This is a genomic window from Fusicatenibacter faecihominis (assembly GCF_020686945.1).
Lineage (GTDB): Bacteria > Bacillota > Clostridia > Lachnospirales > Lachnospiraceae > Limivivens > Limivivens faecihominis.
In genome coordinates, this window is record NZ_JAJEPR010000044.1 from 1 (window position 1) to 24,434 (window position 24,434).

General features: G+C 42.5%; 19 protein-coding genes and 4 tRNA genes. 12 read left to right on the forward strand and 11 right to left on the reverse strand.

The annotated features are described in order from the left end of the window. Nucleotides 1-350: 350 nt before the first annotated feature. Together LKD71_RS15835 and LKD71_RS15840 are read right to left on the reverse strand one after the other, a co-directional pair. Nucleotides 351-1,160 (reverse strand): Cof-type HAD-IIB family hydrolase, encoded by an 810-nt coding sequence (locus LKD71_RS15835; protein WP_227616170.1) that lies wholly within the window; start codon nucleotides 1,158-1,160, stop codon nucleotides 351-353. Continuing rightward, the gene (locus LKD71_RS15840; protein WP_178046013.1) at nucleotides 1,157-2,005 is read right to left on the reverse strand and encodes a PHP domain-containing protein; all 849 of its coding nucleotides are present in this window, start codon (nucleotides 2,003-2,005) and stop codon (nucleotides 1,157-1,159) included. The genes LKD71_RS15835 and LKD71_RS15840 overlap by 4 nt, the downstream gene beginning before the upstream one ends. Before the next feature lie 204 nt (nucleotides 2,006-2,209). Between LKD71_RS15840 and LKD71_RS15845 the strand changes: the two genes are divergently transcribed. The 10 genes from LKD71_RS15845 to LKD71_RS15890 all read left to right on the forward strand — a co-directional run bounded on the left by LKD71_RS15845 (nucleotide 2,210) and on the right by LKD71_RS15890 (nucleotide 16,237). Continuing rightward, nucleotides 2,210-3,127, forward strand: coding sequence for an AAA family ATPase (locus LKD71_RS15845; protein WP_178046014.1), 918 nt, complete (start codon nucleotides 2,210-2,212; stop codon nucleotides 3,125-3,127). A 1-nt stretch (nucleotide 3,128) separates the two neighbouring features. Then, entirely contained in the window at nucleotides 3,129-4,889 is a 1,761-nt protein-coding gene (locus tag LKD71_RS15850; RefSeq protein ID WP_227616171.1) for a cobaltochelatase CobT-related protein, read from the forward strand. 153 nt (nucleotides 4,890-5,042) lie between these two features. Continuing rightward, a complete protein-coding gene (locus tag LKD71_RS15855) occupies nucleotides 5,043-6,098 on the forward strand; it encodes a Fic family protein (RefSeq protein ID WP_227616183.1) in 1,056 nt (351 codons plus the stop codon). 1 nt (nucleotide 6,099) lies between these two features. After that, the gene (locus tag LKD71_RS15860; protein ID WP_178046016.1) at nucleotides 6,100-7,602 is read left to right on the forward strand and encodes a class I SAM-dependent DNA methyltransferase; all 1,503 of its coding nucleotides are present in this window, start codon (nucleotides 6,100-6,102) and stop codon (nucleotides 7,600-7,602) included. Between the two features lie 26 nt (nucleotides 7,603-7,628). After that, on the forward strand, nucleotides 7,629-8,777 hold the full coding sequence (locus LKD71_RS15865; RefSeq protein ID WP_227616172.1) for a restriction endonuclease subunit S: 1,149 nt from the start codon (nucleotides 7,629-7,631) through the stop codon (nucleotides 8,775-8,777). An 81-nt stretch (nucleotides 8,778-8,858) separates the two neighbouring features. Then, entirely contained in the window at nucleotides 8,859-9,827 is a 969-nt protein-coding gene (xerA, locus tag LKD71_RS15870; protein WP_227616173.1) for a site-specific tyrosine recombinase/integron integrase, read from the forward strand. A 29-nt stretch (nucleotides 9,828-9,856) separates the two neighbouring features. Further along, the gene (locus LKD71_RS15875) at nucleotides 9,857-11,002 is read left to right on the forward strand and encodes a restriction endonuclease subunit S (protein WP_227616174.1); all 1,146 of its coding nucleotides are present in this window, start codon (nucleotides 9,857-9,859) and stop codon (nucleotides 11,000-11,002) included. A gap of 50 nt (nucleotides 11,003-11,052) precedes the next feature. Continuing rightward, nucleotides 11,053-14,343: a DEAD/DEAH box helicase family protein gene (locus tag LKD71_RS15880; protein WP_227616175.1), complete on the forward strand. Its 3,291-nt coding sequence runs from the start codon at nucleotides 11,053-11,055 to the stop codon at nucleotides 14,341-14,343. A gap of 19 nt (nucleotides 14,344-14,362) precedes the next feature. Next, on the forward strand, nucleotides 14,363-15,379 hold the full coding sequence (locus LKD71_RS15885) for an O-acetyl-ADP-ribose deacetylase (RefSeq protein WP_227616176.1): 1,017 nt from the start codon (nucleotides 14,363-14,365) through the stop codon (nucleotides 15,377-15,379). A 207-nt stretch (nucleotides 15,380-15,586) separates the two neighbouring features. Continuing rightward, on the forward strand, nucleotides 15,587-16,237 hold the full coding sequence (locus LKD71_RS15890) for a vWA domain-containing protein (RefSeq protein ID WP_227616177.1): 651 nt from the start codon (nucleotides 15,587-15,589) through the stop codon (nucleotides 16,235-16,237). A 127-nt stretch (nucleotides 16,238-16,364) separates the two neighbouring features. Here LKD71_RS15890 and LKD71_RS15895 read toward each other — a convergent pair whose 3' ends face one another. From LKD71_RS15895 to LKD71_RS15935, 9 genes are all read right to left on the reverse strand, one after another. Continuing rightward, nucleotides 16,365-17,465: a glycerol dehydrogenase gene (locus LKD71_RS15895; RefSeq protein WP_227616178.1), complete on the reverse strand. Its 1,101-nt coding sequence runs from the start codon at nucleotides 17,463-17,465 to the stop codon at nucleotides 16,365-16,367. 378 nt (nucleotides 17,466-17,843) lie between these two features. Further along, a tRNA-Glu gene (locus LKD71_RS15900) sits at nucleotides 17,844-17,915 on the reverse strand. A 30-nt stretch (nucleotides 17,916-17,945) separates the two neighbouring features. Further along, nucleotides 17,946-18,017 (reverse strand) — tRNA-Glu (locus tag LKD71_RS15905). Between the two features lie 30 nt (nucleotides 18,018-18,047). Next, a tRNA-Glu gene (locus LKD71_RS15910) sits at nucleotides 18,048-18,119 on the reverse strand. A gap of 30 nt (nucleotides 18,120-18,149) precedes the next feature. Beyond that, nucleotides 18,150-18,221 (reverse strand) — tRNA-Glu (locus tag LKD71_RS15915). Between the two features lie 372 nt (nucleotides 18,222-18,593). Continuing rightward, nucleotides 18,594-20,168 carry an IS1182 family transposase gene (locus LKD71_RS15920; RefSeq protein ID WP_227616179.1) on the reverse strand — a complete coding sequence of 525 codons (1,575 nt, stop codon included), beginning with the start codon at nucleotides 20,166-20,168 and terminating at the stop codon, nucleotides 18,594-18,596. Nucleotides 20,169-20,285: 117 nt separating this feature from the next. Beyond that, a complete protein-coding gene (locus LKD71_RS15925) occupies nucleotides 20,286-21,272 on the reverse strand; it encodes a TlpA disulfide reductase family protein (protein WP_227616180.1) in 987 nt (328 codons plus the stop codon). A 30-nt stretch (nucleotides 21,273-21,302) separates the two neighbouring features. Then, a complete protein-coding gene (locus tag LKD71_RS15930; protein WP_227616181.1) occupies nucleotides 21,303-22,193 on the reverse strand; it encodes a 4Fe-4S binding protein in 891 nt (296 codons plus the stop codon). Then, nucleotides 22,186-22,326, reverse strand: a complete 141-nt coding sequence (locus LKD71_RS15935; protein ID WP_020435933.1) for a CD1871A family CXXC motif-containing protein — start codon at nucleotides 22,324-22,326, stop codon at nucleotides 22,186-22,188. Before LKD71_RS15935 ends, LKD71_RS15930 begins: the two co-directional genes overlap by 8 nt. Nucleotides 22,327-22,371: 45 nt before the next feature. On the opposite strand from LKD71_RS15935, the gene LKD71_RS15940 reads away from it, so the two are divergent. Together LKD71_RS15940 and LKD71_RS15945 are read left to right on the forward strand one after the other, a co-directional pair. After that, on the forward strand, nucleotides 22,372-23,109 hold the full coding sequence (locus LKD71_RS15940) for a response regulator transcription factor (protein WP_118219171.1): 738 nt from the start codon (nucleotides 22,372-22,374) through the stop codon (nucleotides 23,107-23,109). Next, nucleotides 23,106-24,329: a sensor histidine kinase gene (locus tag LKD71_RS15945; protein WP_227616182.1), complete on the forward strand. Its 1,224-nt coding sequence runs from the start codon at nucleotides 23,106-23,108 to the stop codon at nucleotides 24,327-24,329. Before LKD71_RS15940 ends, LKD71_RS15945 begins: the two co-directional genes overlap by 4 nt. The last annotated feature ends 105 nt before the right edge of the window (nucleotides 24,330-24,434 follow it).

The following is a 24,434-nucleotide window of genomic DNA, read 5'->3' on the forward strand; positions in this document are numbered from 1 at the left end:
CGTTGAGCGAAGTCAACGCAGTTCGATGGGAAAACAGGCAAGTTATTTAGCGAAATGTCAATGATACAGTACACTAGGTTTTTTCTGCAATGAATACCTGCGGATTGCTTTGCTGGATGGCAGCTCTCGCAACGCTATATGGTACTAATATTAGTATAAGCTTGGCATACATATTATTCTACCAGCTATACGATCACGATCAATCTGAACAGAACGCTGCCGGGAACCCTTGGTCTGTCCCTGGGCTGGGTCCAGGAGCTTCCGGGAAAAGGAACCCGCTTTGTTCTCAGGACCGTCCCCTTTCATAAAAAACGACTCCGAAGCAAACGCTTCGGAGTCGTTTTTTTGGGCTATTTACGAAGAAGAAAGCGACGGATGACTTCCGCCACCCCGCTGTGGTTGTTATCGTTTGTGGTCACATAATCCGCAAAAGACAAGGTATGGGCTTCTCCGTTACACATCACGGCGCCGATACCGGCGGCCCGGATCATGGGGATATCATTCTCGGCATCCCCGACAGCTACAGCTTCGGAAATGGGGATCCCAAGATAGTCACAGAGGATTCCGATAGCAGCTCCTTTTGAAACACCGGTCGGTACCAGTTCCAGGAGCATCGGATGGGAGAAGAAAAGATCCAGCTTCCCTTCTGCCCAGGGGAGCAGTTCCTTCTGGAAACGGACCAGATTTTCGTGGTTTTCTTCATCGATCGCCAGCATTTTACAGGGCTCCTCCGGGAGACAGGAGATCACGTCGGGAACGATCTTTGCCGGAAGTCCGTAAACAGAGGAATAATCAAAGATCTCCTTGCGGTTTTCTTCTCCGATCACATGGTTCCTGTCGTAAGTCTGGATATGCAGGCCTCTTTTATGTGCGAGGTCAAAGACATAACGGACCTCCTCAAAGGGAACGCTTTTCCGGTAAAGACTTTTCCGGGCTGCACAGTCATAGATCTCTCCGCCGTTAAAGCAGATGATGTAACAGCCCTCTCCGTCGAGATGGAGAGCACGGGCCTGCGCAGTGGCCCCGGCAAGCGGCCGGCCGGTGCTGATGACGACCTTGTGCCCAGCTTCGATCGCTTCCCGGATCGCGTTCTGGTTTTCTTTTGTCAGTTCTTTGGAATCTGTCAGGAGCGTTCCGTCCAGATCAGTGAAAAGGATCATTTCTTTCTAGCCTCCCGTAAATTTGTCAGAATATCATAAGAAATCTTCAGGTTTCCTCTTCCTGTGCCAAGAGAGATCGCTGGCTTGTTGGAACCGTGGAAATCGGAACCGCCGGAGATCAGGATGCCTTCGGTCCGGGCCAGACGGCGCACATAGCTTTCATCCATCTGCGTATGGGTGGAGTATAGGGCTTCGACACCAATGAGCCCGTCCTTTTTCAGGGTGCGGACCAGATGCCGCAGCTCTTCATCAGAGAGATGATACTGAAGCGGGTGGGCGAGAACGGGGATTCCTCCGGTTTTCCGGATCAGGCGGACTGCCTGTCCCGGAGTGACCTTTTCCCGCGGGACAAAGTAGGGACAGGTATCTCCTACATAACGTGTGAAAGCTTCCTGCATGGTCTTGATGTAATGATGATCCAGAAGGTAGCGGGCAAAATGGGCCCTGGTCCATACGGCCTCACCGAAGGCTTCCTGCATCTGTTCCCAGGAAATATCGATTCCTCCCTCATCGTGGAGCTTTTCGATCATTTTTCGGTTGCGTAAAAGTCGGGAATCCTGAAAATGCCGGATCTCCGTAAGAAAAACAGGACTTTCAGGATCAAACTCAAGTCCTACGATATGAATATCTTTTCCTTTGTATTCTGTGGAAAATTCAATACCGGGAAGAACCTCGATCCCTTCTCTTTTTCCGGCTTCCATTGCTTCCGGAAGTCCTTTCACCGTATCGTGATCGGTCAGGGCAAATGCAGAAAGGCCGGTCTTTTTGGCAAGTGAAACCAGTTCCGAGGGAGTCAGTGTTCCGTCAGAACAGGTGGAATGTACATGAAGATCAACCAGTTTCATAAAAAAACCTCCTTAAAAATGCCTTTGCTTCTCAGTATAAAGGAAAAGACCGGAGATTGCAAATGGAAGGCACATCTTTTCAGAAAACGATCCGGACGGTAAAAGGCTTGTTATGCAAACGAAAATATGACATAATAGGAAAAGACAGATCATGTAGATGAAAAAGAGGTCTGTTGCGAAAAGCAGTTGTGAAAGGGGAAGACAATGGAACAGATCCTAGCGTATTTAAGAGAACAGAACCTTCCGGAAAGCCTGATCCGGGATGTGAAAGGATTCCGGGCGGCCTACCCGGTGGAGGAACGGGTACAGCGGCGGGTGGGAGCTCCGCAAATGCATTTTTTTGGCTCCGATATTCTCCAGATGGCGGTGGCAGGGATCCTTGCAGGAGAAAACATCCTGCTCTGCGGTCCGAAAGCTACCGGAAAAAATATCCTGGCGGAAAATCTGGCCTGGATCTTTGGACGTCCGGTTTATAATGTATCGTTTCATGTAAATACAGACAGCAGCACGCTCATTGGTACCGACACCTTCCGGGATAACGAAGTGACGCTCAGGAAAGGACCCGTCTACCAATGCGCGGCATATGGCGGCTTTGGTATTCTTGATGAGATCAATATGGCAAAAAATGATGCTGTGGCTGTTCTTCATGCGACACTGGACTACCGGCGGATCATCGATGTGCCGGGTTATGAGAAGATCGATCTTCATCCGGCAACCCGTTTTATTGGTACGATGAACTATGGCTATGCCGGCACAAAGGAACTGAATGAGGCACTGGTTTCCAGATTTCTCGTCATTTATATGCCGGCTCTTACAGAAGACACGCTCTCACAGATCTTTCATTCCGCCTTTCCGCGGCTTAAACAAGAAGCAGAAAAACAGTTTTCCGGTCTTTTTCTGGATCTCCAGAAAAAAGCGGATAACAGCGAGATTTCGACGAAAGCCATTGACCTTCGCGGCATGCTGGCGGCTTTGAAGCTGATCAGCGGCGGTTTAAAGCCTTCACTGGCAGTTGCTATGGGAATCACGAATAAAAACTTTGACCTTTTTGAGCGGGAGATGGTAGAGGATATTGTGCGGACCCGTATCCCGGAAAGCTGGAGTGCATCTGAGGTATTTTGATATGGAAAAGGAAGAACTTTATGGAGAAGACCGTCTGGCAGCAGAAACACGGATCCGTAATCTTCTCTGGACGGTCAGCGGGGATTATGATCTTTCCTGCGAACTGGATATTGACTCTTTTCAGAAAGCGAAAGAAATCTCCCTTTATGATGCCATCAAACAGGGAGCCTTTGCCCGTTTCTTTGATACGGAGGCGTTTGGTCTTTATCTGGTGAAAAAGATCTATCTTGGCGCGGACGAAGGCCAGCTTATGGGAATCGCCCAGCTTTGTCTGGATGAGGCTTCTTTTTCAAAAGTTGCAGCGGAACGGCCCGGAGTGCCCGACATCCGGAAAAAAGCCTTTGAGGAGATCCTGGAGAGGGATTTTGGCAGACTGAATGCATCTTTTGCCGGCAGGCTGAAGCTTGCCTATCTTCGCAGGGCCCTGACCGGAGATCCGGCAGGAGAACAAAAGATCCGCCGGGAGCTGGATCTGGTTGAGGCTTTAAAAGATACGAAAGATACGTTGGAGATCATTCGTTGTGTGGACGGTATTTATAACTCTGCCGTGGATCGAAAGTTTGAACGGGAGCATGGGACTTTGGCGGAGGTGCTGGCAGTTTCCGTGGCAGATCTGAAAAAATACGACTGGCAGGATTATCTGAAGGAAGAGGCAGAAGAGGCCCGGCTGGAGGAATATTTAAGGCAGATGCAGAATCAGCTTACCAGTCTTTCGGAAGAGGAGGAGCAGGAAAAGGAAAAAACCAGGGGCGGAGTGGTGCTCCTGGATGAAGAGGCTGTGGAAAAAATGTATTCCTATATGGAACTGAACTACGGCCGTTCTTATCTTAATGAATTTGAGCAGCAGCGGATCGATCAGAAGCTTTGCCGGGGGGCGCATGCGGACTGCAGCCTGTATTTTACGGACGGGATCCTTGCGGAACCGGTAAAGGTCAATGCCCAGTACGAGCTTGCGAAGCGGACGGCGGAGATGAACCGCCGCTTTCTGCATCAGAACCGGAGAGTGACACGCCAGAATATTGAAGTTCTGACAGAGATCCTGAATCATGCCCTGATGACGCGGAATGAAGAGGAGATCTATGCTTCGGAATATGGCAGGATCGTGCCGAACCGCCTCTGGAAGGTCGGGAGAACTTCGGGAGGAAAACTTTTTGATTTGGAGATCAAAAAAGAAAATTCGGATTTTGTTGTGGAAATCCTTATTGATGCCAGTGGTTCCCAGCGGGACCGTACCAGCCGGGTGGCACTTCAAGGGTATATTTTGAGTGAGGCACTGAGTCAGGCAGGGATCCCTCATAGTGTGTTTGGTTTCTGCAGCTTCTGGGATTATACGGTGATGCGCCGTTTCCGGGACTTTGATGAGGGACGGGAGGCGAACAACCGGATTTTTGAATTTTATGCTTCTGCCAATAATAGGGATGGGCTGGCGATCCGGACTGCCGGGGATGCGCTTTTGAACCGTTCGGAGGAGCAGAAGATTCTCATTGTTTTAAGTGATGGCCGTCCCAACGATATTATTGTCAACCGTCCCAACAGCAAAAATCCAGCACCATATTTTGGCGAATATGCCATCAAAGATACCGCCTCGGAGATCCGAAAACTTCGAAATCAGGGAGTCGCTGTCCTGGGAGTCTTTGCCGGAGCGGAAGGTGACCTGAAAGCAGAGCAGAAGATTTTCGGAAAAGACTTTGCCTACATCAAAGATATCCGGAATTTTTCCCGGGTGACGGGAGCGTATTTGAAAAAGCAGGTATTGAATTGAAACTGGATGTGCGAATTCAACAACATCATTTCCAGATTCAATTTTATCATTTTTACAAGAATGATAAAATTGAATTGTGTTTTGAGCATCTTGATGTTATGATGAAATCAGATCGTGAAGGAAATAATAAGAGAAATTGTAATGGGGTATCGAATGCGAGATTTTGATTTTTACACAACTTACCAGAAATTGCTGATTCCGGATATAGTTGCCCTGTTGATGCAGATTCATGAATATAAAGGGCAGCAAAATCTTTTTATAGAAGCGAATAGAGATGCTTTATCTGATTTACTTGAAATCGCCAAAATTCAAAGCACAGAAGCATCCAACCGGATCGAAGGAATTATCACGACAGATGAACGATTGAAAAAGATTGTATGTGATAAGACAACACCAAAAAATCGAAGTGAACGGGAAATTGCCGGATATAGAGATGTTTTGGGAACCATTCATGAGAATTACGATTATATTCCAATCCGGCCAGGCATGATTCTTCAACTTCATCGGGATTTATATAAATACAGTGGAAGCACAGTTGGAGGAAATTTTAAAACTTCAGATAACGTGATTACGGAAGAACTTCCGGATGGAACAAAACGCGTTCGATTTCAGCCTGTGTCGGCCTGGGAGACGGCGGAAGCAATGACCCGGCTTTGTGACGCCTTTGGGGATACACTTGCAAAAGAAGAACTGGATCCGCTGCTTCTGCTTCCAATTTTTATTTTGGATTTTCTGTGTATTCATCCTTTTCATGATGGAAATGGGAGAATGAGTCGTTTATTGACGTTGCTGTTTATGTATCGAAATGGGTATATTGTTGGAAAATATATCAGTATTGAAAAAATGATTGTCGATTCAAAAAATTCCTATTATGAGGCTTTGCAGGCCAGTTCTTATGACTGGCATACTGGCGCAAATGATTATCTTCCCTTTGTACGTTATATGCTTGGAGTTATTGTTGCAGCATACCGCGATTTTTCTTCAAGAGTGGAACTTTTGACAAACAAAGGTTTATCAAAACCGGATCGAATTCGTGAAATCATTCGTGGTACAACTGGAAAAATAACAAAAAAAGAGATTATGGAAAAATGTCCGGATATCAGTAATATTACGATTCAAAGAACATTGGCAGATATGGTAAGAAAGAATGAAATTATCAAAATAAGCGGAGGAAGATATACTTCTTACGCGTGGAATTGGGAGAGATAGGATGGTTACAGGAGAATTAAAAAGTAAAATCGACAGTTTATGGGAAATTTTCTGGACAGGCGGACTGACAAATCCGCTGGACGTTATTGAGCAAATGACATATCTGATGTTTATTCGTGATCTGGATGATTCGGATAATCTTCGGGCAAAAGAAGCGGTAGTACTTGGACTTCCTTATCAGAGTATTTTTGCAAAGGAAGTACAGATTGGAGATCGCAGTATCGATGGAAGTCAGTTGAAATGGAGCGTGTTTCATGACTTTCCTGCTGCAAAAATGTACAGTACGGTGCAGGAATGGGTGTTTCCATTTATCAAAAATCTCCATGGAGATAAAGAGAGTGCTTACTCCAAATATATGAGCGATGCAATCTTTAAGATTCCGACACCGCTGATGCTGGACAAAATTGTAACTGCGATGGATGCAATTTACGAACAGATGGCACAGATGAAAGCAGCAGATACCAGAGGCGATGTCTATGAATATCTGCTTTTGAAAATTAAAACAGCAGGAATAAATGGACAGTTTCGGACGCCTCGACACATCATTCGTATGATGGTGGACCTTATGGAACCAAAGGCAGATGAGGTGATTTGTGATCCTGCCTGTGGTACTTCCGGTTTTCTTGTTGTCGCAAGTGAATATTTGAAAGAAAACAGAAAAGAGGAAGTTTTCTTTAATCAACGGAATAAAGATCACTATATGAATCATATGTTTCATGGGTTTGATATGGATCGGACCATGCTTCGGATTGGCGCCATGAATATGATGACCCATGGGGTGACAAATCCGTTTATTGAATATCGGGACAGCCTTTCGGATCAGAACCAGGATAAAGAAAAATATTCCCTGATTCTTGCAAATCCGCCGTTTAAGGGTAATCTGGATTATGATTCGGTATCTGCTGATTTATTGAAAGTATGCAAGACGAAGAAAACAGAACTGCTTTTCCTGACATTGTTCCTTCGTATGCTGAAGGTGGGCGGGCGCTGTGCCTGTATTGTCCCGGATGGAGTGCTTTTTGGTTCCTCCGCAGCCCATAAGGCAATTCGAAAGGAAATCGTTGAAAACAACCGGTTGGAAGCAGTGATTTCGATGCCCTCCGGGGTTTTTAAACCCTACGCCGGTGTTTCAACTGCCGTTTTAATTTTTACAAAAACGGGGCAGGGTGGCACCAATAACGTCTGGTTTTATGATATGAAAGCCGATGGACTCAGCTTAGATGATAAACAGAGTCCGGTGGAAGACAATGATATTCCGGATATTATTGCCAGGTTCCACAATCTCGCCGGAGAAACAGAACGGAAACGTACCGAACAGAGCTTTTTTGTCCCGAAACAGGAAATTGCGGACAATGACTATGACTTGAGCATTAACAAATATAAAGAAGTAGAATATATACCAGTGGAGTATCCACCCACAGAAGAAATACTGGCAGATCTCCGGGAGATAGAGAAAGAAATCGGGAAAGAAATGGATGCACTTGAGAAACTGTTGAGATTATGACAACTTCGGATTTGTGGGGGATATAGATGAAACAAAATAGAGTTCTGCTTGGTGAATATGTGACTGAGTATTCAGTGAAAAATAAAGCGAATGAAGATATACCTGTGTATAGTGTTACAAACAGTCAGGGATTTTGTACAGAGTATTTTGATAAAGAAGTGGCAAGTAAAGATAAGACTACATATAAAATAGTTCCAAGAGGTTATTTTGCGTATAATCCATCCAGAATTAATGTTGGATCAGTCGATTGGCAAAAGAGTGCAGATAGAGTTATAGTAAGTCCTTTGTATAATGTTTTTTCTGTATCTGATGAATTGGATCAGCAGTATTTGTTTTATTTCCTAAAAAGTGATATAGGCAGACAAATGATAAAAGCAAAATCATCAGGAAGTGTTCGAGATAATTTGAAAATGGATATGTTAAAAGAGATGACTATTCCAAAACGAACACTGCAAGAACAAAAAGAATGTGTTGCCATATTAGATAAATTAAAGAGGATCATCTCTTTACAAGAAGAGAAAATAGAAAAGTATGACAAGCTGGTAAAAGCCCGATTTGTCGAGATGTTTGGGGATCCGGTTGCGAATGAGATGGGGTGGGATACATTGCCTTTAGAAAATGCGTGTAAAGCAATTGTTGATTGCCCACATTCAACGCCATCTTATACGAAAGAAGATACGGGTTTTAGATGTATTAGAACATCTATTGTAAAAAAGAATAGGATTCTTTGGGATGAGATTGAATATATTCCTGAAGATGAATATGTAAAGAGAATACAGAGAAAAAAACCAGATGTTGGTGATATAGTATATACACGAGAGGGAGCAATACTTGGTATAGCTGCTATTATTGATAGAAATTGTAATGTTGCATTGGGACAAAGATCAATGCTTCTTTCACCTAATATAGATAAGTGTGCATCGGAGTTTTTGTGTGTAGCGATGAATAGTGATTCATTTCTTGATAATGCTTTAAAAGGTGTTTCTGGTTCTGCATCACCACATATTAATGTGGGAGATATTAAGGCATTTAGGATGATAATGCCACCAATAGAACTTCAAAATCAGTTTTCTGATTTTACACAAGCCATTGACAAATCAAAAGTTGCCGTTCAAAAAGCGTTGGACAAAGCACAATTGCTGTTTGACAGCTTGATGCAGCAGTATTTTGGATAAAAAATAAGAGTAGATGAATATGGATAATGGGCGTTTATGCTGGTGAAGGATGTCGGTAGATTGAGAAAGGAGTATACCGGCATGGAGGATAAACTCGTAAATATTTTAAATGAAATGGCAGAGTATCTGAACATATCTCAGATGAAGAAACTACAGGAAGTGTTGTTGAAAAATCTGTCTCAGGAAGAAGCAGTAAAAAAAGAAGTGGAAAACAATACATATCTGCAAATGTTTCTGGATGCAAAAAAGATCGAGGGCTGTTCGGTCAGAACTCTTCAATATTATCAAATTACCGTGGAACGGCTCTTTCAGATGATTGAAACGCCTGTCCGAAAGATTACTACTGAAGAAATTCGCAGTTATCTGTCGGAATATCAGAAAATCAATGGGTGTAGCAAAGTTACAATTGACAATATCCGCCGCAATATCTCCAGCTTTTTTTCCTGGCTGGAAGAGGAAGATTATATTTTGAAAAGTCCTATGCGGCGTATTCACAAAATTAAAACCAAACAACAGGTAAAAGAAATTATTTCCGATGAAGCAATCGAAAAACTTCGTGACCAGTGTAATAATGCAAGAGATCTGGCAATTATAGACCTGCTTTATTCTACCGGGATTCGAGTGGGGGAATTAGTCAACTTAAATATTAAAGATGTGGATTTCGAAGCCAGAGAATGCGTGGTATTCGGAAAAGGGGACAAAGAGCGGCGTGTTTACTTTGACGCAAAAGCAAAACTTCATTTGCAAAATTACCTGGACAGCCGTTTAGATGATAATCCGGCATTATTTGTTACTTTAGATGTGCCGCATGATCGGCTAAAAATTAGTGGGGTTGAAATCAGGCTTCGGGAGCTTGGACGAAAATTAAATTTAACAAAAATCCATCCCCATAAATTTCGCCGGACGATGGCTACAAGGGCAATTGATAAAGGAATGCCAATTGAACAAGTGCAAAAGATACTTGGCCATTCACAAATAGATACTACAATGCAATATGCAATTGTAAATCAAAACAATGTAAAAACATCTCATCAAAAATATATCGCCTGACAACTTCGGATTTGTGGGGGATAATATAGATGGAAAAAATCAAAATAAAAGCACTGATTAAGCAAGTTCGAGGTGTTTCATACAAGCCAGAGGACTTACATAACAAGCCCGATGAAAATTCTGTTGTATTACTTAGAGCCAATAATATCGCTGATGGACAAATTAATTTTGACGATGTTGTTTATGTTGATAAAAGTAAAGTGTCCCCTGAACAATATTTAAAAAAGGGAGATATTTTAATTTGTGCATCAAGCGGAAGTAAAAATTTAGTTGGTAAAGCTGCAAGTGTCACTTTCGAGAAAGAATGTACCTTTGGGGCTTTCTGTAAAGTTATTAGATCCAATGCGGATTCAAAAGATTTATTGAGCGTTTATTTCCAAAGTTCAATTTACCGAAAGAAAATAGCTGAAGTAGCTATTGGAGCTAATATAAATAATATTCGGAATGAACATATCGATAACTTGGATATACCTGTATATTCAGCTGAAGAGCGAATGTATATTGTAGATAAAATAAAGTTAGCTCAAAACATTATAGATAAGAGAAAAGAAGAACTTTCTTGTTTAAACGAACTCATTAAAGCCCGATTTGTCGAGATGTTCGGGGATGCTGTGGATAATCCTATGGGATGGGAAAAGAAGCAACTTCAAGAGATTGTTACTGACGATTGTACTATATCATACGGTATTGTACAGACTGGAAATGACCAGGAAGAGGGAGTGCCAGTATTCAGACCTGTTGATATTGTTAATAGAATTCCTAAGTTGGAAGAATTAAAAAGGACTACTGAAGAAATATCCAATAAATACAAGCGGACGATATTAAAAGGTCATGAAATGCTGATAACAGTTCGAGCAAATATCGCTGATACTTGTATTGTTGGGAAAGAATTCAAAGGATGCAATGTTGGAAGAGGTATTGTTCCTATTAGAACTCAAGAGAACATTATGGTGTTGGAATTCTTAAAATATCTCATGGATAGCAAGCATTTGAATGACGATATCAAAAGTAAAGCCAAGGGCATTACTTTGATTCAGTTGAATATGGAAGATTTGAGAGAAGTAGAACTTATTATTCCACCCATTGAACAGCAAAAAGCATTTGTGAAATTTGCAGAACAAGTCAACAAATCAAAAGTTATCAAATACATATCCACACAAAAACTCTGCACATAGCCAAAAATCAAGCAGGATTTACGATAAAATCAATTCGGGAGGTTTACACTATGACGAATTTTGATTTTTTGAAAAAAGAGCAGAAATTCAGCAGTTTTGCAGATGTGGCCATATCTGCGGAAAAAATACTGTTGATTGATTATTCTGCCAGCATACTGAATTGCCGTCGGGCAATGGAATTTGCCGTTAAATGGATGTATTCCGTCGATCAATCGTTGATCAAACCATGGGATGACAAGCTGGTAAGTTTGATGAGCACCGATGAATTTCGTGGTATTGTGGATGCAGATTTATTTCGGCGCATGGATTTTATTCGCAAAATGGGAAATAACGCAGCGCATGCAGGAAAAAAGGCGACAAAAGAGCAGGCACTTCTTTGTCTGGAAAATCTGTATATTTTCATGGATTTTCTGGCGTACTGTTATGCGGACGAGTACCAGGAAGGAAAATTTAATCCAGATTTAATAACGGATAATTCTGCAGAAACAGATACGGCTGCAGAAGCAGAACTTAAGCTGGAAGAACTCATGAAAGAGAATGCGGCTCTTCGTGAAGAGCTGACTTCCCGACGGGAAGAGCAGCAGCAGACCTATGTTCCCAAACCATTGGATATATCCGAATATAAGACGCGGAAAATTTATATCGATGCGATGTTGGAAGATGCCGGTTGGGTCGAGGGCAAAGACTGGATCAATGAATATGAAATTCCGGGAATGCCAAATAAATCAGAAGTTGGCTATGCAGACTATGTTTTGATGGGAGAGGATGGACGCATTCTGGCTATAATTGAGGCAAAAAGGACTTGTGTTGATGTTTCCAGGGGGAGACAGCAGGCAAAACTCTATGCGGATCTGATTGCGCAAAAACAAAAGCGCAGGCCGGTTGTTTTCCTTACCAATGGTTTTGAAACACGCATCATAGATAATCAATATCCAGAGCGAAAGTGTGCGACTATTTATTCAAAAAGAGATTTGGAGAAGCTGTTCAATTTGCAAAGCATGCGTTCCAGTCTGAAGCATATTACAGTGGATAAAAAAATTGCCGGGCGGTATTATCAGGAAGCGGCGATTAAGGCGGTCTGCGACAGTTTTGATGAAAAGAAACGCCGAAAAGCGTTGTTGGTTATGGCGACAGGGGCCGGAAAAACCAGAACCGTGATTGCCTTGTGTAAAGTATTGATGGAATGTGGTTGGATTAAGAATGTGTTATTCCTTGCGGATCGGAATTCTCTGGTGACACAGGCAAAGCGAAGCTTTGTGAATCTCCTGCCGGATTTTTCTGTGACAAATCTTTGCGAAGAAAAAGATAATTACATGGCCCATGGGGTGTTTTCTACATATCAGAGTATGATGAATTGCATTGATTCTGTGCAGGATGAAAAAGGAAAATTGTTTACCTGTGGCCATTTCGACCTTGTGATTTGTGATGAAGCACACCGATCTATTTATAATAAATATCGTGATATTTTCAACTATTTTGATGCACCGCTGGTAGGCTTGACAGCCACTCCGAAAGATGAAATTGATAAAAATACTTATGAGGTGTTTGATCTGCAAGATGGTATGCCTACATATGGGTATGAACTGTCTCAGGCAGTAAAAGATGGGTTTCTGGTGGACTTCTTGTCTGTGGAAACAACCTTGAAATTTATTCAGGAGGGAATCGTTTATGATGAACTGTCTGAAACGGACAAGGAAGAATATGAAAATACTTTTAAAGATGAAAATGGAGAAGTTCCGGAGTCAATTGAATCATCCGCGTTAAATGAATGGATTTTTAATGAAGATACCATTCGTAAAGCGTTACATATTTTGATGGAAAATGGTCTGAAGATTGATTATGGAAATAAAATCGGTAAAACCATTATTTTTGCGAAAAGTCATAAGCATGCAGAAAAAATTTTGAACGTATTTGGAAAAGAATATCCTCATTTAAACGGTTATGCAAAGGTAATTGATAACCAGACAAATTATGCACAGAGCGCAATTGATGAATTTTCAGATCCCAAAAAGCTTCCTCAGATTGCTATTTCCGTAGATATGCTGGATACAGGGATTGATGTCCCGGAGGTGCTGAATCTTGTCTTTTTCAAGAAGGTGATGAGCAAGGCAAAATTCTGGCAGATGATTGGGCGTGGAACCCGCCTTTGCCCGGGACTGATTGACGGAGAAGATAAGCAAAAATTTTATATTTTTGATTTTTGTGGTAATTTTGAATTTTTCCGTATGAATAAGGGAAAACCAACGGCCAATATGATTGCTTTGCAAGGCGCGATTTTCAGTTTACAGTTTGAAATGACTTATAAACTACAGGATTTGGCTTATCAGACAGAAAGACTGATTGCATACCGAAAAGCGTTGGTAAAAGGACTGTCTGAAAAAGTGCAGGAACTGAACCGGGAAAATTTTGCGGTAAAACAACATCTGAAGTATGTGGATCTTTATACGGTGGAAGCAAACTATCAGACATTGACCTATGAAGATACACTTATGGTCAGACAGGAGCTTGCTCCACTGATCGAGCCGGAGAATGATGACGCAAGAGCATTGCGTTTTGATGCGCTGGTGTATGGAATAGAGCTTGCCTATCTTGCAGGAAAAAAATACAGCCGGGCCAGACATGATCTGCTGAAGAAAGTTTCCAAAATATCAGGTGTTGCCAATATTCCGGAGATTATGATGCAGGCAGAGCTGATCAATAAGATTCTCCATACCAATTATCTGGAAAACGCAGGGATCGAAGATTTCGAACATATTCGAAAGAGCCTTCGTGATCTGATGAAATATCTTCCGACAGGAAAGGCCACTTATGAGACAACTTTCGATGACGAGATTTTATCGATCGAGTGGAAGGAAGCAGAACTGGAAAACGACGATCTCAAAGATTATAAAGCAAAAGCAGAATATTATGTTCGGCAGCATCAGGATGAGAAAGCTATTGCAAAACTGAAAAGCAATATTCCGCTGACCAGTCAGGATGTAAAAGAATTGGAGAAGATTCTCTGGAGTGAGGTTGGAACAAAGCGGGAATATGAAGTCGAGTATGGAAATAAGCCATTGGGCGAATTTGTACGTGAAATTGTCGGGCTTGATATGACAGCAGCAAAGGAAGCATTTTCTGCTTATCTGAATGATGCAAATCTTGACAGCAGGCAAATTTATTTCGTAAATCAGATTGTTGAATATATTGTACATAATGGTATGATGAAAGATTTGGCAGTTCTTCAGGAAACACCTTTTACAGATCAGGGAAGTATCGTGGAAGTGTTTACAGATTTGTCTGTCTGGCTTGGAATAAGAAAAGTGATTGAACAGGTAAATGCCAATGCGCTGGCTGCTTAGAAGATAGGAGGTTTTCTTTATGCCATTACAAATCGTCAGAAATGACATTACCAAAATGGACGTTGACGCAATCGTCAATGCGGCAAATTCATCTCTTCTTGGCGGCGGTGGCGTGGATGGCTGTATCCATAGGGCGGCCGGACCGGAACTGCTTGAGGAATGCCGGACTTTGCATGGCTGCGAGACAGGGAGCGCAAAAATTACAAAGGGATATCGGTTGCCCTGTAACTATGTAATTCACACGGTTGGTCCCGTGTGGCAGGGCGGCAGGCAGCAGGAACAGAAACTTCTGGAATCCTGCTATCGGACGTCACTGAACCTGGCAGAGGAATATGGCTGTCAGTCTGTTGCCTTTCCTCTGATTTCTTCCGGTATTTATGGCTATCCGAAGGATCAGGCGCTTAAAGTAGCCGTGGATACCATCAGTGCTTTTCTGCTGGAACATGAGATGACGGTATTTATCGTGATTTTTGACCGGAAAGCATACCAGATCAGCGGGAAACTGTTTGCAGACATCAAGGCGTATATTGATGACCGGTATGTGGAAGTACATACAGACAGCCGGAGGGAACAGAGGCGAAGACGGGAAATATTAGAGGAAGAGGCTTACTTTACGTCAGTCCCGGAACCGTTGCTGCCGGAATCGGTTGATAAGGGCATCAGCAAAAAAACATTGGAAGATGCCTTAAATCAAATGGATGAGAGCTTTTCGGAAATGCTTTTGCGGAAAATTGATGAAAGCGGCATGACGGATGCGCAGTGTTATAAAAAGGCCAACATTGATCGAAAGCTTTTTTCAAAAATTCGTGTAGATAAATTTTATAAGCCATCCAAAGCAACCGTGCTGGCCTTTGCACTGGCTCTGGAACTTCCTCCTGCGGAAATGCGGGAAATGCTGGGAAAAGCCGGTTTTGCCCTATCCCATGCAAGCAAATTCGATATCATCGTGGAATATTTTGTCGAACAGGGCAATTATAATGTATATGAGATCAATGAGGCGTTGTTTGCCTTTGACCAGAGCCTGATTGGAGCATAAATCTGTCTGTTTCTGAAAGATTATAAAATGTCGCTTTCCGTGCGACCACTTTCCCAAAGAAAATCGTTATACTGTGGCTGTAGGGTATGAAACCCGGCAGCCATTTTTTCAAGGGTTATGCGCCAAGAATTTCACTTTTGACGGAAACTTTGGCGAATCCCGCGACAGCAAACCCGAAAGGGCGAGATTTTTCAGGAGGAAAGATATATGAGAAAAAATTTGACGGAAATCGTTTTTATTCTTGACCGCAGCGGTTCTATGAGTGGATTGGAAGAAGACACCATTGGCGGATTCAATTCTATGATCAGGAAGCAGAAAAAGACGGAGGGCGAAGCTTTGATTTCCACAGTGCTGTTTGATAATATAAGTGAGGTGCTGCATGACCGGATCCTGGTGAAAAACATCCGGCCAATGACGGATCGGGATTATACAGTTCGCGGCGGTACGGCACTTCTGGATGCCATCGGAGGCGCCATTCACCATATCGGAAATGTTCATAAGTATGCCAGGGTGGAGGATGTTCCGGAACACACGTTGTTTGTGATCACAACAGACGGGATGGAGAATGCCAGCCGCTGTTACACCAGTGAGAAAGTGAAACATATGATTGAACGGCAAAAAGCAAAGTATGGCTGGGAGTTTTTATTCCTCGGTGCAAATATAGATGCGGTGGAGACGGCGGGGCGGTTCGGAATCAGCGCCGACCGGGCGGTGAACTACCAGTGTGACCGGGAAGGGACTGCATTAAATTACGAGGTGCTCAATGAAGCAATTTCGTCTGTACGGTGCAGTAAACCGCTGAATGCCGATTGGAAAAAACGGATTGATGAAGATTATAAGAAGAGGGGCGGCAGGTGAGTGAAGAAAAAGGGGTGTCACACGAAGCGACATCCCCTTTTTCGACAATCATTTATCATTGTTTTCGGGTATGGAGTACTCCCGGTTAGCCGACAGGCTTTCCTCAACAAGTAAGGTTGTATTATTTTTACTCCTCACCAAGGAAATATTTGCCATAGCGGTCTGCTGCCAGAATGGCTGCGTAAACAGAAGCCGGTGTTACTTCGAAGGGCATGTTGTGCAGCGTATCATTTTCTGCGCAGGCAGCTTCAGCGACAGCCATCAGTTTCTCCTTGGTCGGATTCTCGATGCCCAGCTGTTTAAGAGTTACCGGCAGACCCAGTTCGATGCACCAGTCGATGATATCCTCCAGCTCCTCTGCCGGAACATTTTCCAGAACCAGCTGCGTAATGGTGCCGAAGGCAACCTTTTCACCATGGTACATGTGATGGCATTCTTCCAGAACCGTAAAGCCATTGTGGATGGCGTGGGCGCCAGCCAGACCGCCGCTCTCAAAACCGATACCGCTGAGAAGAGTATTGGCCTCAATGATTTTTTCAACGGCTTCTGTGCAGGCACCTGCTTCCAGAGCCAGTTTTGCTTTTACACCCTCATCCATCAGAGTATCAAAGCAAAGCTTTGCCAGAGCCATGGCTGCACCGGTGACTTTTCCGCCGGCACAGGTCATAGCGCCGCTGTTTTTGCAGGCACGGGCTTCAAAATAGGTAGCCAGGGCATCACCCATACCGGATACGGTCAGACGAACCGGAGATTTTGCGATGATCTCGGTGTCCATCAGAACCATGTTCGGGTTAGCCGGAAGGAAGAGATACTCTTCAAATACACCGGCATCGGTATAGACAACAGAAAGGGCGCTGCAAGGTGCGTCGGTAGAAGCGATGGTGGGACAGATCAGAACCGGAACCTTCTCATAATAAGCGACGGCCTTGGCGGTATCCAGAATCTTTCCGCCGCCGACACCGATGATCATGTCACAGCCGTTCTTTTTCATAACTTCGATCAGACGGTTGATCTCAGTCTTGCTGCATTCTCCGTTAAAATAATCCAGAACCAGTTCGCATCCGGAATCCTGGAAGGAAGTTTCCAGAGTATTTCCCAGTCTCTTATGACCGGAAGCGGTTACCAGCACCAGAGCTTTCTTTCCGTAATTTTTTGCGTAACTTCCGAGCTTTCCAAGCTCACCTGCTCCCTGAACATATTTGCTGGGACTTGTCAAAATCTTTGCCATAATAAAATCCTCCTGACATTGTAATTGATGGAATTGTATGGGCCGCTTTGCGGCGAAACAACTCGCAGGCAACTACTGAAAATAAAAATTTCTGCTCCCAATAGTAAATGATTTGCAGATACAGAGAGTATAATTCCTTTTTACTGGATTGTCAATAAATTATCAATATTAAAAGAAGTTTTTCGTGTGAAAAACCACCAGATTTGGATGACACAGGAAAAAGAAAACACAAAATGTAGTAAATAACTGACTGGAAGAGAGGGGAGGCATTTGTGAGCCGACTGCCTGTTCTTTTGTGTGCTCTGGAGGGAAACTTATTTCTTTTCAACTTTTCAATACGAAAAAAGCACCCGGAAAATCCGGATGCTCTTAAAGGAACAGTTCGTAGGAGAATCGAACTCCTGTTTCCGCCGTGAGAGGGCGGCGTCTTAACCGCTTGACCAACGAACCATAGTAACAAAACAATATTCAAATAAAGAACAGTTCGTAGGAGAATCGAACTCCTGTTTCCGCCGTGAGAGGGCGGCGTCTTAACCGCTTGACCAACGAACCATAATAACAAAACAATATTCAGATAAAGAACAGTTCGTAGGAGAATCGAACTCCTGTTTCCGCCGTGAGAGGGCGGCGTCTTAACCGCTTGACCAACGAACCATAAATAACAAATAATATTCAGATGAAGAACAGTTCGTAGGAGAATCGAACTCCTGTTTCCGCCGTGAGAGGGCGGCGTCTTAACCGCTTGACCAACGAACCTTACTGCGATATCTTAACCTATGAATCGGGAAATGTCAAGCACTTTTTTGAAAATTTTTGGAATTTTTTTGAAAGTCGCATTTTTATGAAAATTCCGTAACAGTTAAGAACCAATGTCACTTAGTTAAGCTTAGCACGAATAGTAAAAATTGTGTATATATTTAAGAAAAGGATGTGATAATCAAAGGAAAACAAAAATATACCATGCTCAAAAAATTTATATTAACTGTCAGGCACGACTTTAAGGGGATGTGAAAAAACTCGATTGAGTTTTTTCGCATCTCCCTTTTTGTACCTGTTGTGTATAAATGACTGAAATCATGCGCAAAGAAAGCGCACTTCCCCTACCCCATAGAAATTCTTTTTTTGAATCTATGCGGCAGTTCTGTTTCTCATCTTTTTTTTCTGATATTTATATAGATTGTGGCCTATCGCCACGAGTAAAACTTCCAGTTTGACTGAATGAATACCTCTTCGGACAATTCTCTTGTACCAACGGTCGTTTTTCATAATTCCGAAAGTGCCTTCTGCTTGTATCGAACGGTTCATTCGTAATAACGCACCGTGGATACTTTCTAGGTTTTCGATTACTTCCTGATGCATGGAAGTTAATTCCTGATTGATCCGAACGGTTCGATTCTTATCTGTCTTCTTACATTTCTCTGCATATGGACATCCACTACAGTCTTCGCATTCATACAATTCTTCCTTACGTCCGTATTGATTTCCCCTCACATTTTTTCTGTATAAAAAATGGAATGCTTTATCGTTAGGACATCTCATGACACCTTGCTCATCAATTCTGAAGTTAACTGCACGAAATGGATCTTCATGATATTTCTGATCCTTAGTTTCCTTTTTAAACATTGGAAATTTCATATACTTTTCAATTCCGTTCTGTTCACAGAAAATATAATTGTTGTATGAGCCATATCCAGCATCTGCCACAGGATATTTGGGATAGAATCCATAAGTTTGTTTGAAGTGCTCCATCAAAGGAACGAAACAATCCATATCCGAACGATAATGGTTCACGTCAACAACTGCAATATATTCATCTGCTACACCAATCTGTACATTATATGCTGGCAGAAGCTGATCATTGCCCATGTAATCCGTTTTGATACGCATAAAGGTAGCTGAGTTATCTGTTTTAGAGTAACTGTTTCGATTAGGACCACAGATTTCAATTTTTTGTATGTATTCTTGAAGTTTCTGACAGAAAGTAGTCAAGTGTTCATAATGACGCTGTTCTTTGGATTTTCGCTTTCCACTTCCGTAAACAAATGTACTTGTATCCAGTTCCCATAAAAGTACTAGCTGCTCAACGATTTCATTCAGATAATCCGGTACATACTCCGGATTTGTTGTGATCTGCACCCCGCTCCATGCGATTTCTGCATTAATCTCCTCAATCTCCGCAGTGATTTTTTCGTAAAGCTTGTAACGGAACTTTTCGGTAGCCTTCTTCCATACCCAGGTATACTTGTTTGCGTTTGCTTCAAACTTGGAGCCGTCGATGTAGAGATGTTGCAAATCTACATGCTCATCGTTAAAGATAGCATGATTGATGTCGTTAAAAATGTTTTCAATCTTATCTTGAAGTATTTCATTGATGAAATATCCAAAGGTTCTGTATGACGGAGTATGATGATCCATGAGATACATGAACCTGATATTAACTTTGCAGTTGTCTTCCAGTTCTCTCAGAGAGCAGTAGCCGCTAGTCATAAATCCGAAAAGTACTGTTTTTAACATGTTGACTGGATTATATCTGAGTCGTCCGGTTGTGTACTCCGGAATATCCGTCAGATACTTGTTTAAATCGATTCCTCCCATCAATCTGTCAAATGTTAAAACAGGATCCAGCAGATCCAAACAATCTGAAAGAAACAGTGGTAAATATCCTTGTTTTGAATTACAATAATTATTGTGTAAAGTTTTCATCGCAAGTTAATTTTACCACAAAAATAGGACCTTTCGCATGAACGAATGGTCCTATTTCTTTTAGGGACTTATTTCACAGCCCCTTAAAATTAGTGTACACTAGGATATTTATGTAAATTATTTCTGATCCAGTACGGACTGAATCTGCTTCATCAGCTGATCGTAATTTGACTGATCGTCAATGCCACCCATGAAAGGTTCCCCAACGATATTTCCGTCTTTATCTACAAGAACGGTTGTAGGAAATGCCATGATGTTTCCATTTCCAGCATAGTCTCCAACTGTTGAATTAGAATCGAAAGTCAGGTTCTTGTAGGAAGCGCCCTGAGCTTTCAGGATTTCTTTTGCCTCTTTGATTCCGGCTTCATTGTTGTCTAAAGTATCCATGTTGATACCAACAACTTCGCCACCCATTTCTTTGAGTTTCTCATTTAATTCATTCAGCTTAGAGAGCTCTTCGACACATGGCTTGCATCCACTGAACCAGAAATTTACAACTGTAACTTTATTTTTAGCGAAAAGACTGTCATCTACATCGTTTCCATCCAGATCTTTTCCTTTGAAACCTTTGAATACAGCTGTGGATTCGTTTAATTTGGAGGAAGAGCTGTCAGAGGAATCGGATGCAGCAATCTCTTTCTCAAGCTTGGCAATTTCTTCTTCAATTCCGCGGATTGTCTCGATGTCTTTGCACAGAGTTTCATATTCTTCTTTAGAGAAAGAGTCTTTGTTAGATTCCACTGTGCTTGCGAGGGTATCAGCATAGTTTCCGCTCTTGTCATCACCGGCAGCGTTCTTGTTCATAAGACCAAAGGCTTTGTCCCATGCATCTTTGTGATCAGCAAAAAGCTGGTTTTCCTGCTGGTAAAGGTCATTCCGTTTTTCGTTCAGCTCGTCTGCGCTGCCCGTTTCTGTTGTGGAAGAAGATTCCTGTTTTGTGTTTGTATTGTCTGTTGTGGAAGAAGATTCCTGTTTTGTGTTTGTATTGTCTGTTGAGGAGGAATTTCCGCAGCCTGTAAACGCAAAAAGTACAGAAATGGCAAGGGATGCAGCAATTACCTTTTTTAATTTCATTGAGTTTGTTCTAAGTGTTTTGTTTTTCATGATTTTAAATCTCCTTTAAATTACGTTTTATTAGTTTTTATTTTCAGCCTGTTTCTTAGTTGAAAATCCGTAATGATAGCAGATTGCATCAGTCGGGCAGGCTTTCATACATTCTCCGCATCGGATACACTCCGGATGGTTTGGTGTGTCTACTACATTGACATCCATCTTACAGACACGACTACATTTCTGGCAGCCAACACATTTCTCATGATCAACCTGAATCTTAAGAAAAGATACCTTGTTAAACAGTGAGTAAATAGCACCCAGCGGGCAGATCCATTTACAAAATGGACGGTAAAACAAGATGCTCAGGATGATGAAAAGCGCAAGGACTGTGAACTTAAATGTAAATAAATGTCCGAGTGCGGCACGGATTCCTGAGTTGGCAAGTGCCAGCGGAATTGCGCCTTCAAGTACGCCCTGTGGGCAAATGTATTTGCAGAAGAAAGGATCTCCCATACCAAGTGAATTGGTTGCAAATGCCGGAAGTAGTATAACAAAGACGACCAGAATCACATATTTCAGATACCGCAGAGGCTTCAGTTTTGCGGTGGAAAGTTTCTTGCCCGGAATCTTATGCAGCAGATCCTGGAACCATCCAAACGGACAGAGGAATCCACAGATAAACCGTCCTAACAGAACACCTAACAGGATGAAAAATCCGGTGATGTAGTAGGTAAATTTGAATTTTGAAGAACCGACCACGGCCTGAAATGCTCCGATCGGACATGCTCCGGTAGCGGCAGGACAAGAGTAACAGTTTAGTCCCGGGACGCACATCGTTTTTACATTTCCCTGATAAATTTTCCCTTTAAACAGATTCGGGATGTGAATGTTGGTCAGCAGTGTAGCAGCTGCCTGAATCCATCCGCGGAAACGGGCCAGAAAGTTTTTGTTTGATTTCATTTTCTTATCCAATTCCGACACACTCCATACATAATTTTATTGCCTTACTAAGTACAACCGCTGCTTCTCCGCGGAAAATCCCGACAAGGAAAAACACCAAACCGGCTGCAAGTAAAAGAATTTGTGTTGCTTTTTCAGATTTCATTAAAATACTCCTTTCAATGTTTAAAGTCCGTTTATTGACCTTTCGATGTTTGCATTATACAATAGAGGGTGTAAAATTCCTGTTAAGAAAATGGAGAAAAATAAATTGAGATTATTAGTTGTTGAAGATGAGAAGAAATTATGTGATATGATTGCGAAAAGTCTGCACCAGGCAGGGTATGAGGTAGACACGTGTAATGACGGAGAGGAAGCACTGGATATGATCTATGCGGAAATGTATGATTTGATCGTGCTTGATCTTAACCTTCCGGGGATGGATGGGATGGATATTCTCCGGGAACTTCGAAAGGAAAATGAAGAGACAAAGGTATTGATTCTGTCTGCGAGAAGTCAGATCGCTGATAAGGTTGACGGTCTTGATGCGGGGGCAAATGATTATATGGAAAAACCCTTTCATCTGCAAGAGCTGGAAGCCCGTGTGCGAAGTCTGACAAGAAGAAAGTTTGTACAAAAAAATGTCTGTCTGGAATGTGGCAGTCTTCGTTTTGATACAAGAGAAAGGACTGCATATGCAAAAGACAAGCCGGTTGCATTGACAAGAAAAGAGAATGGAATTCTAGAGTATCTTCTTTTGAATCAGGGAAGACCGGTCAGTCAGGAAGAACTGATCGAGCATGTCTGGGATTCTTCTGTGGATAGTTTCAGCGGCTCGATCCGAGTGCATATGTCTTCTCTGAGAAAGAAGCTGAAAGCCGGGCTTGGTTATGATCCGATCGTGAATAAGATCGGTGAGGGGTATAAGATAGGAGGAGGTAAAGCATGAAAAAAATATCACTCCAGTGGAGACTGACGATTCTTACAACCGTGCTGATCACAGTATTGTGTGGGTGCCTTACATTTTTCTTATATAAGAACGGAGTCTATTATATTGATACGCTTCAGGAGACTGTTACGGATCAAAGTGCCGCACCGGAGGCAGTGTATATTGATATTCCGGATAATGAATGGGATGATTTTGCAGCGCAGTTTGCTACGAAGGTTTATAATTCGAAATCAGATTATAGAAATAGAAGTCTTCTGATTACTGCTGTCGTGGCACTGATTGGTGGTGCAGTTACATTTTTTGTCAGCGGCAGGGCATTAAAACCACTCAAAGAATTTTCAGAGACAGTAGAAAAGGTTCAGGCACAGAATCTGGCGGATTATACGATTGAAGAGAATAGAATCGCAGAATTAGATCGACTTCGTACTTCTTATAACAAGATGCTTTTGCGACTTTCGGAATCATTTGAGACACAGCGTCAGTTTACAGGAAATGCAGCACATGAGCTACGAACTCCTTTAGCATTAATCCAAGCACAACTAGATCTTTATCATACAACAGAACATCCGGAGAGTGGAGATGCGGCAGAAGAAACCATCCAGATGGTGACGGAGCAGAATGAACGTCTTAGCAAGCTTGTCAGAACACTCTTGGATATGAGTGAATTACAAACGGTGGCACGTAATGAAAAGATCGAGATTCAGGGATTGATAGAGGAAGTGCTGACGGATCTGGAACCACTGGCACAGGAAAAGAATATTGAACTGTTACAGAAGGCACAGAATTCGTCGGATGGAAGATCAGATGGAACAGAAGAGTCGTTGCTGGTCGCATGTAGTGTGAACAATAACGAAAAGCCAGAGGATGAACTGATTCTGACAGGAAGTGATATTCTGATCTATCGGATGATTTATAATCTCGTTGAAAATGCGATTAAATATAATCGAACAGATGGAAGGGTTACGGTATCGGCAAAGAGAGAGAAGGATGAGGTTGTCCTGACAGTTGCGGATACAGGGAATGGAATTGACGAGTCATTCCGGGAACAGATCTTTGAACCGTTTTTCCGGGTAGATAAGTCCAGAAGCCGTGAACTTGGAGGGGTAGGTCTTGGACTTGCGATGGTGCGTGAAATCGTGCGGGTGCATGACGGAAAGATTGAGGTTCGCGGAAATGAGCAGGGCGGAACAACATTTGAAGTGAGAATGGGGATGGAATAGAAGAATAAAAATACTTTATCATTACTTAACTAAAACTTCCCACACCGTATCGGTGTGTTGAACCTTGAAAATTCAATATTTCAGCCAATAAAAAAGGCATAAATC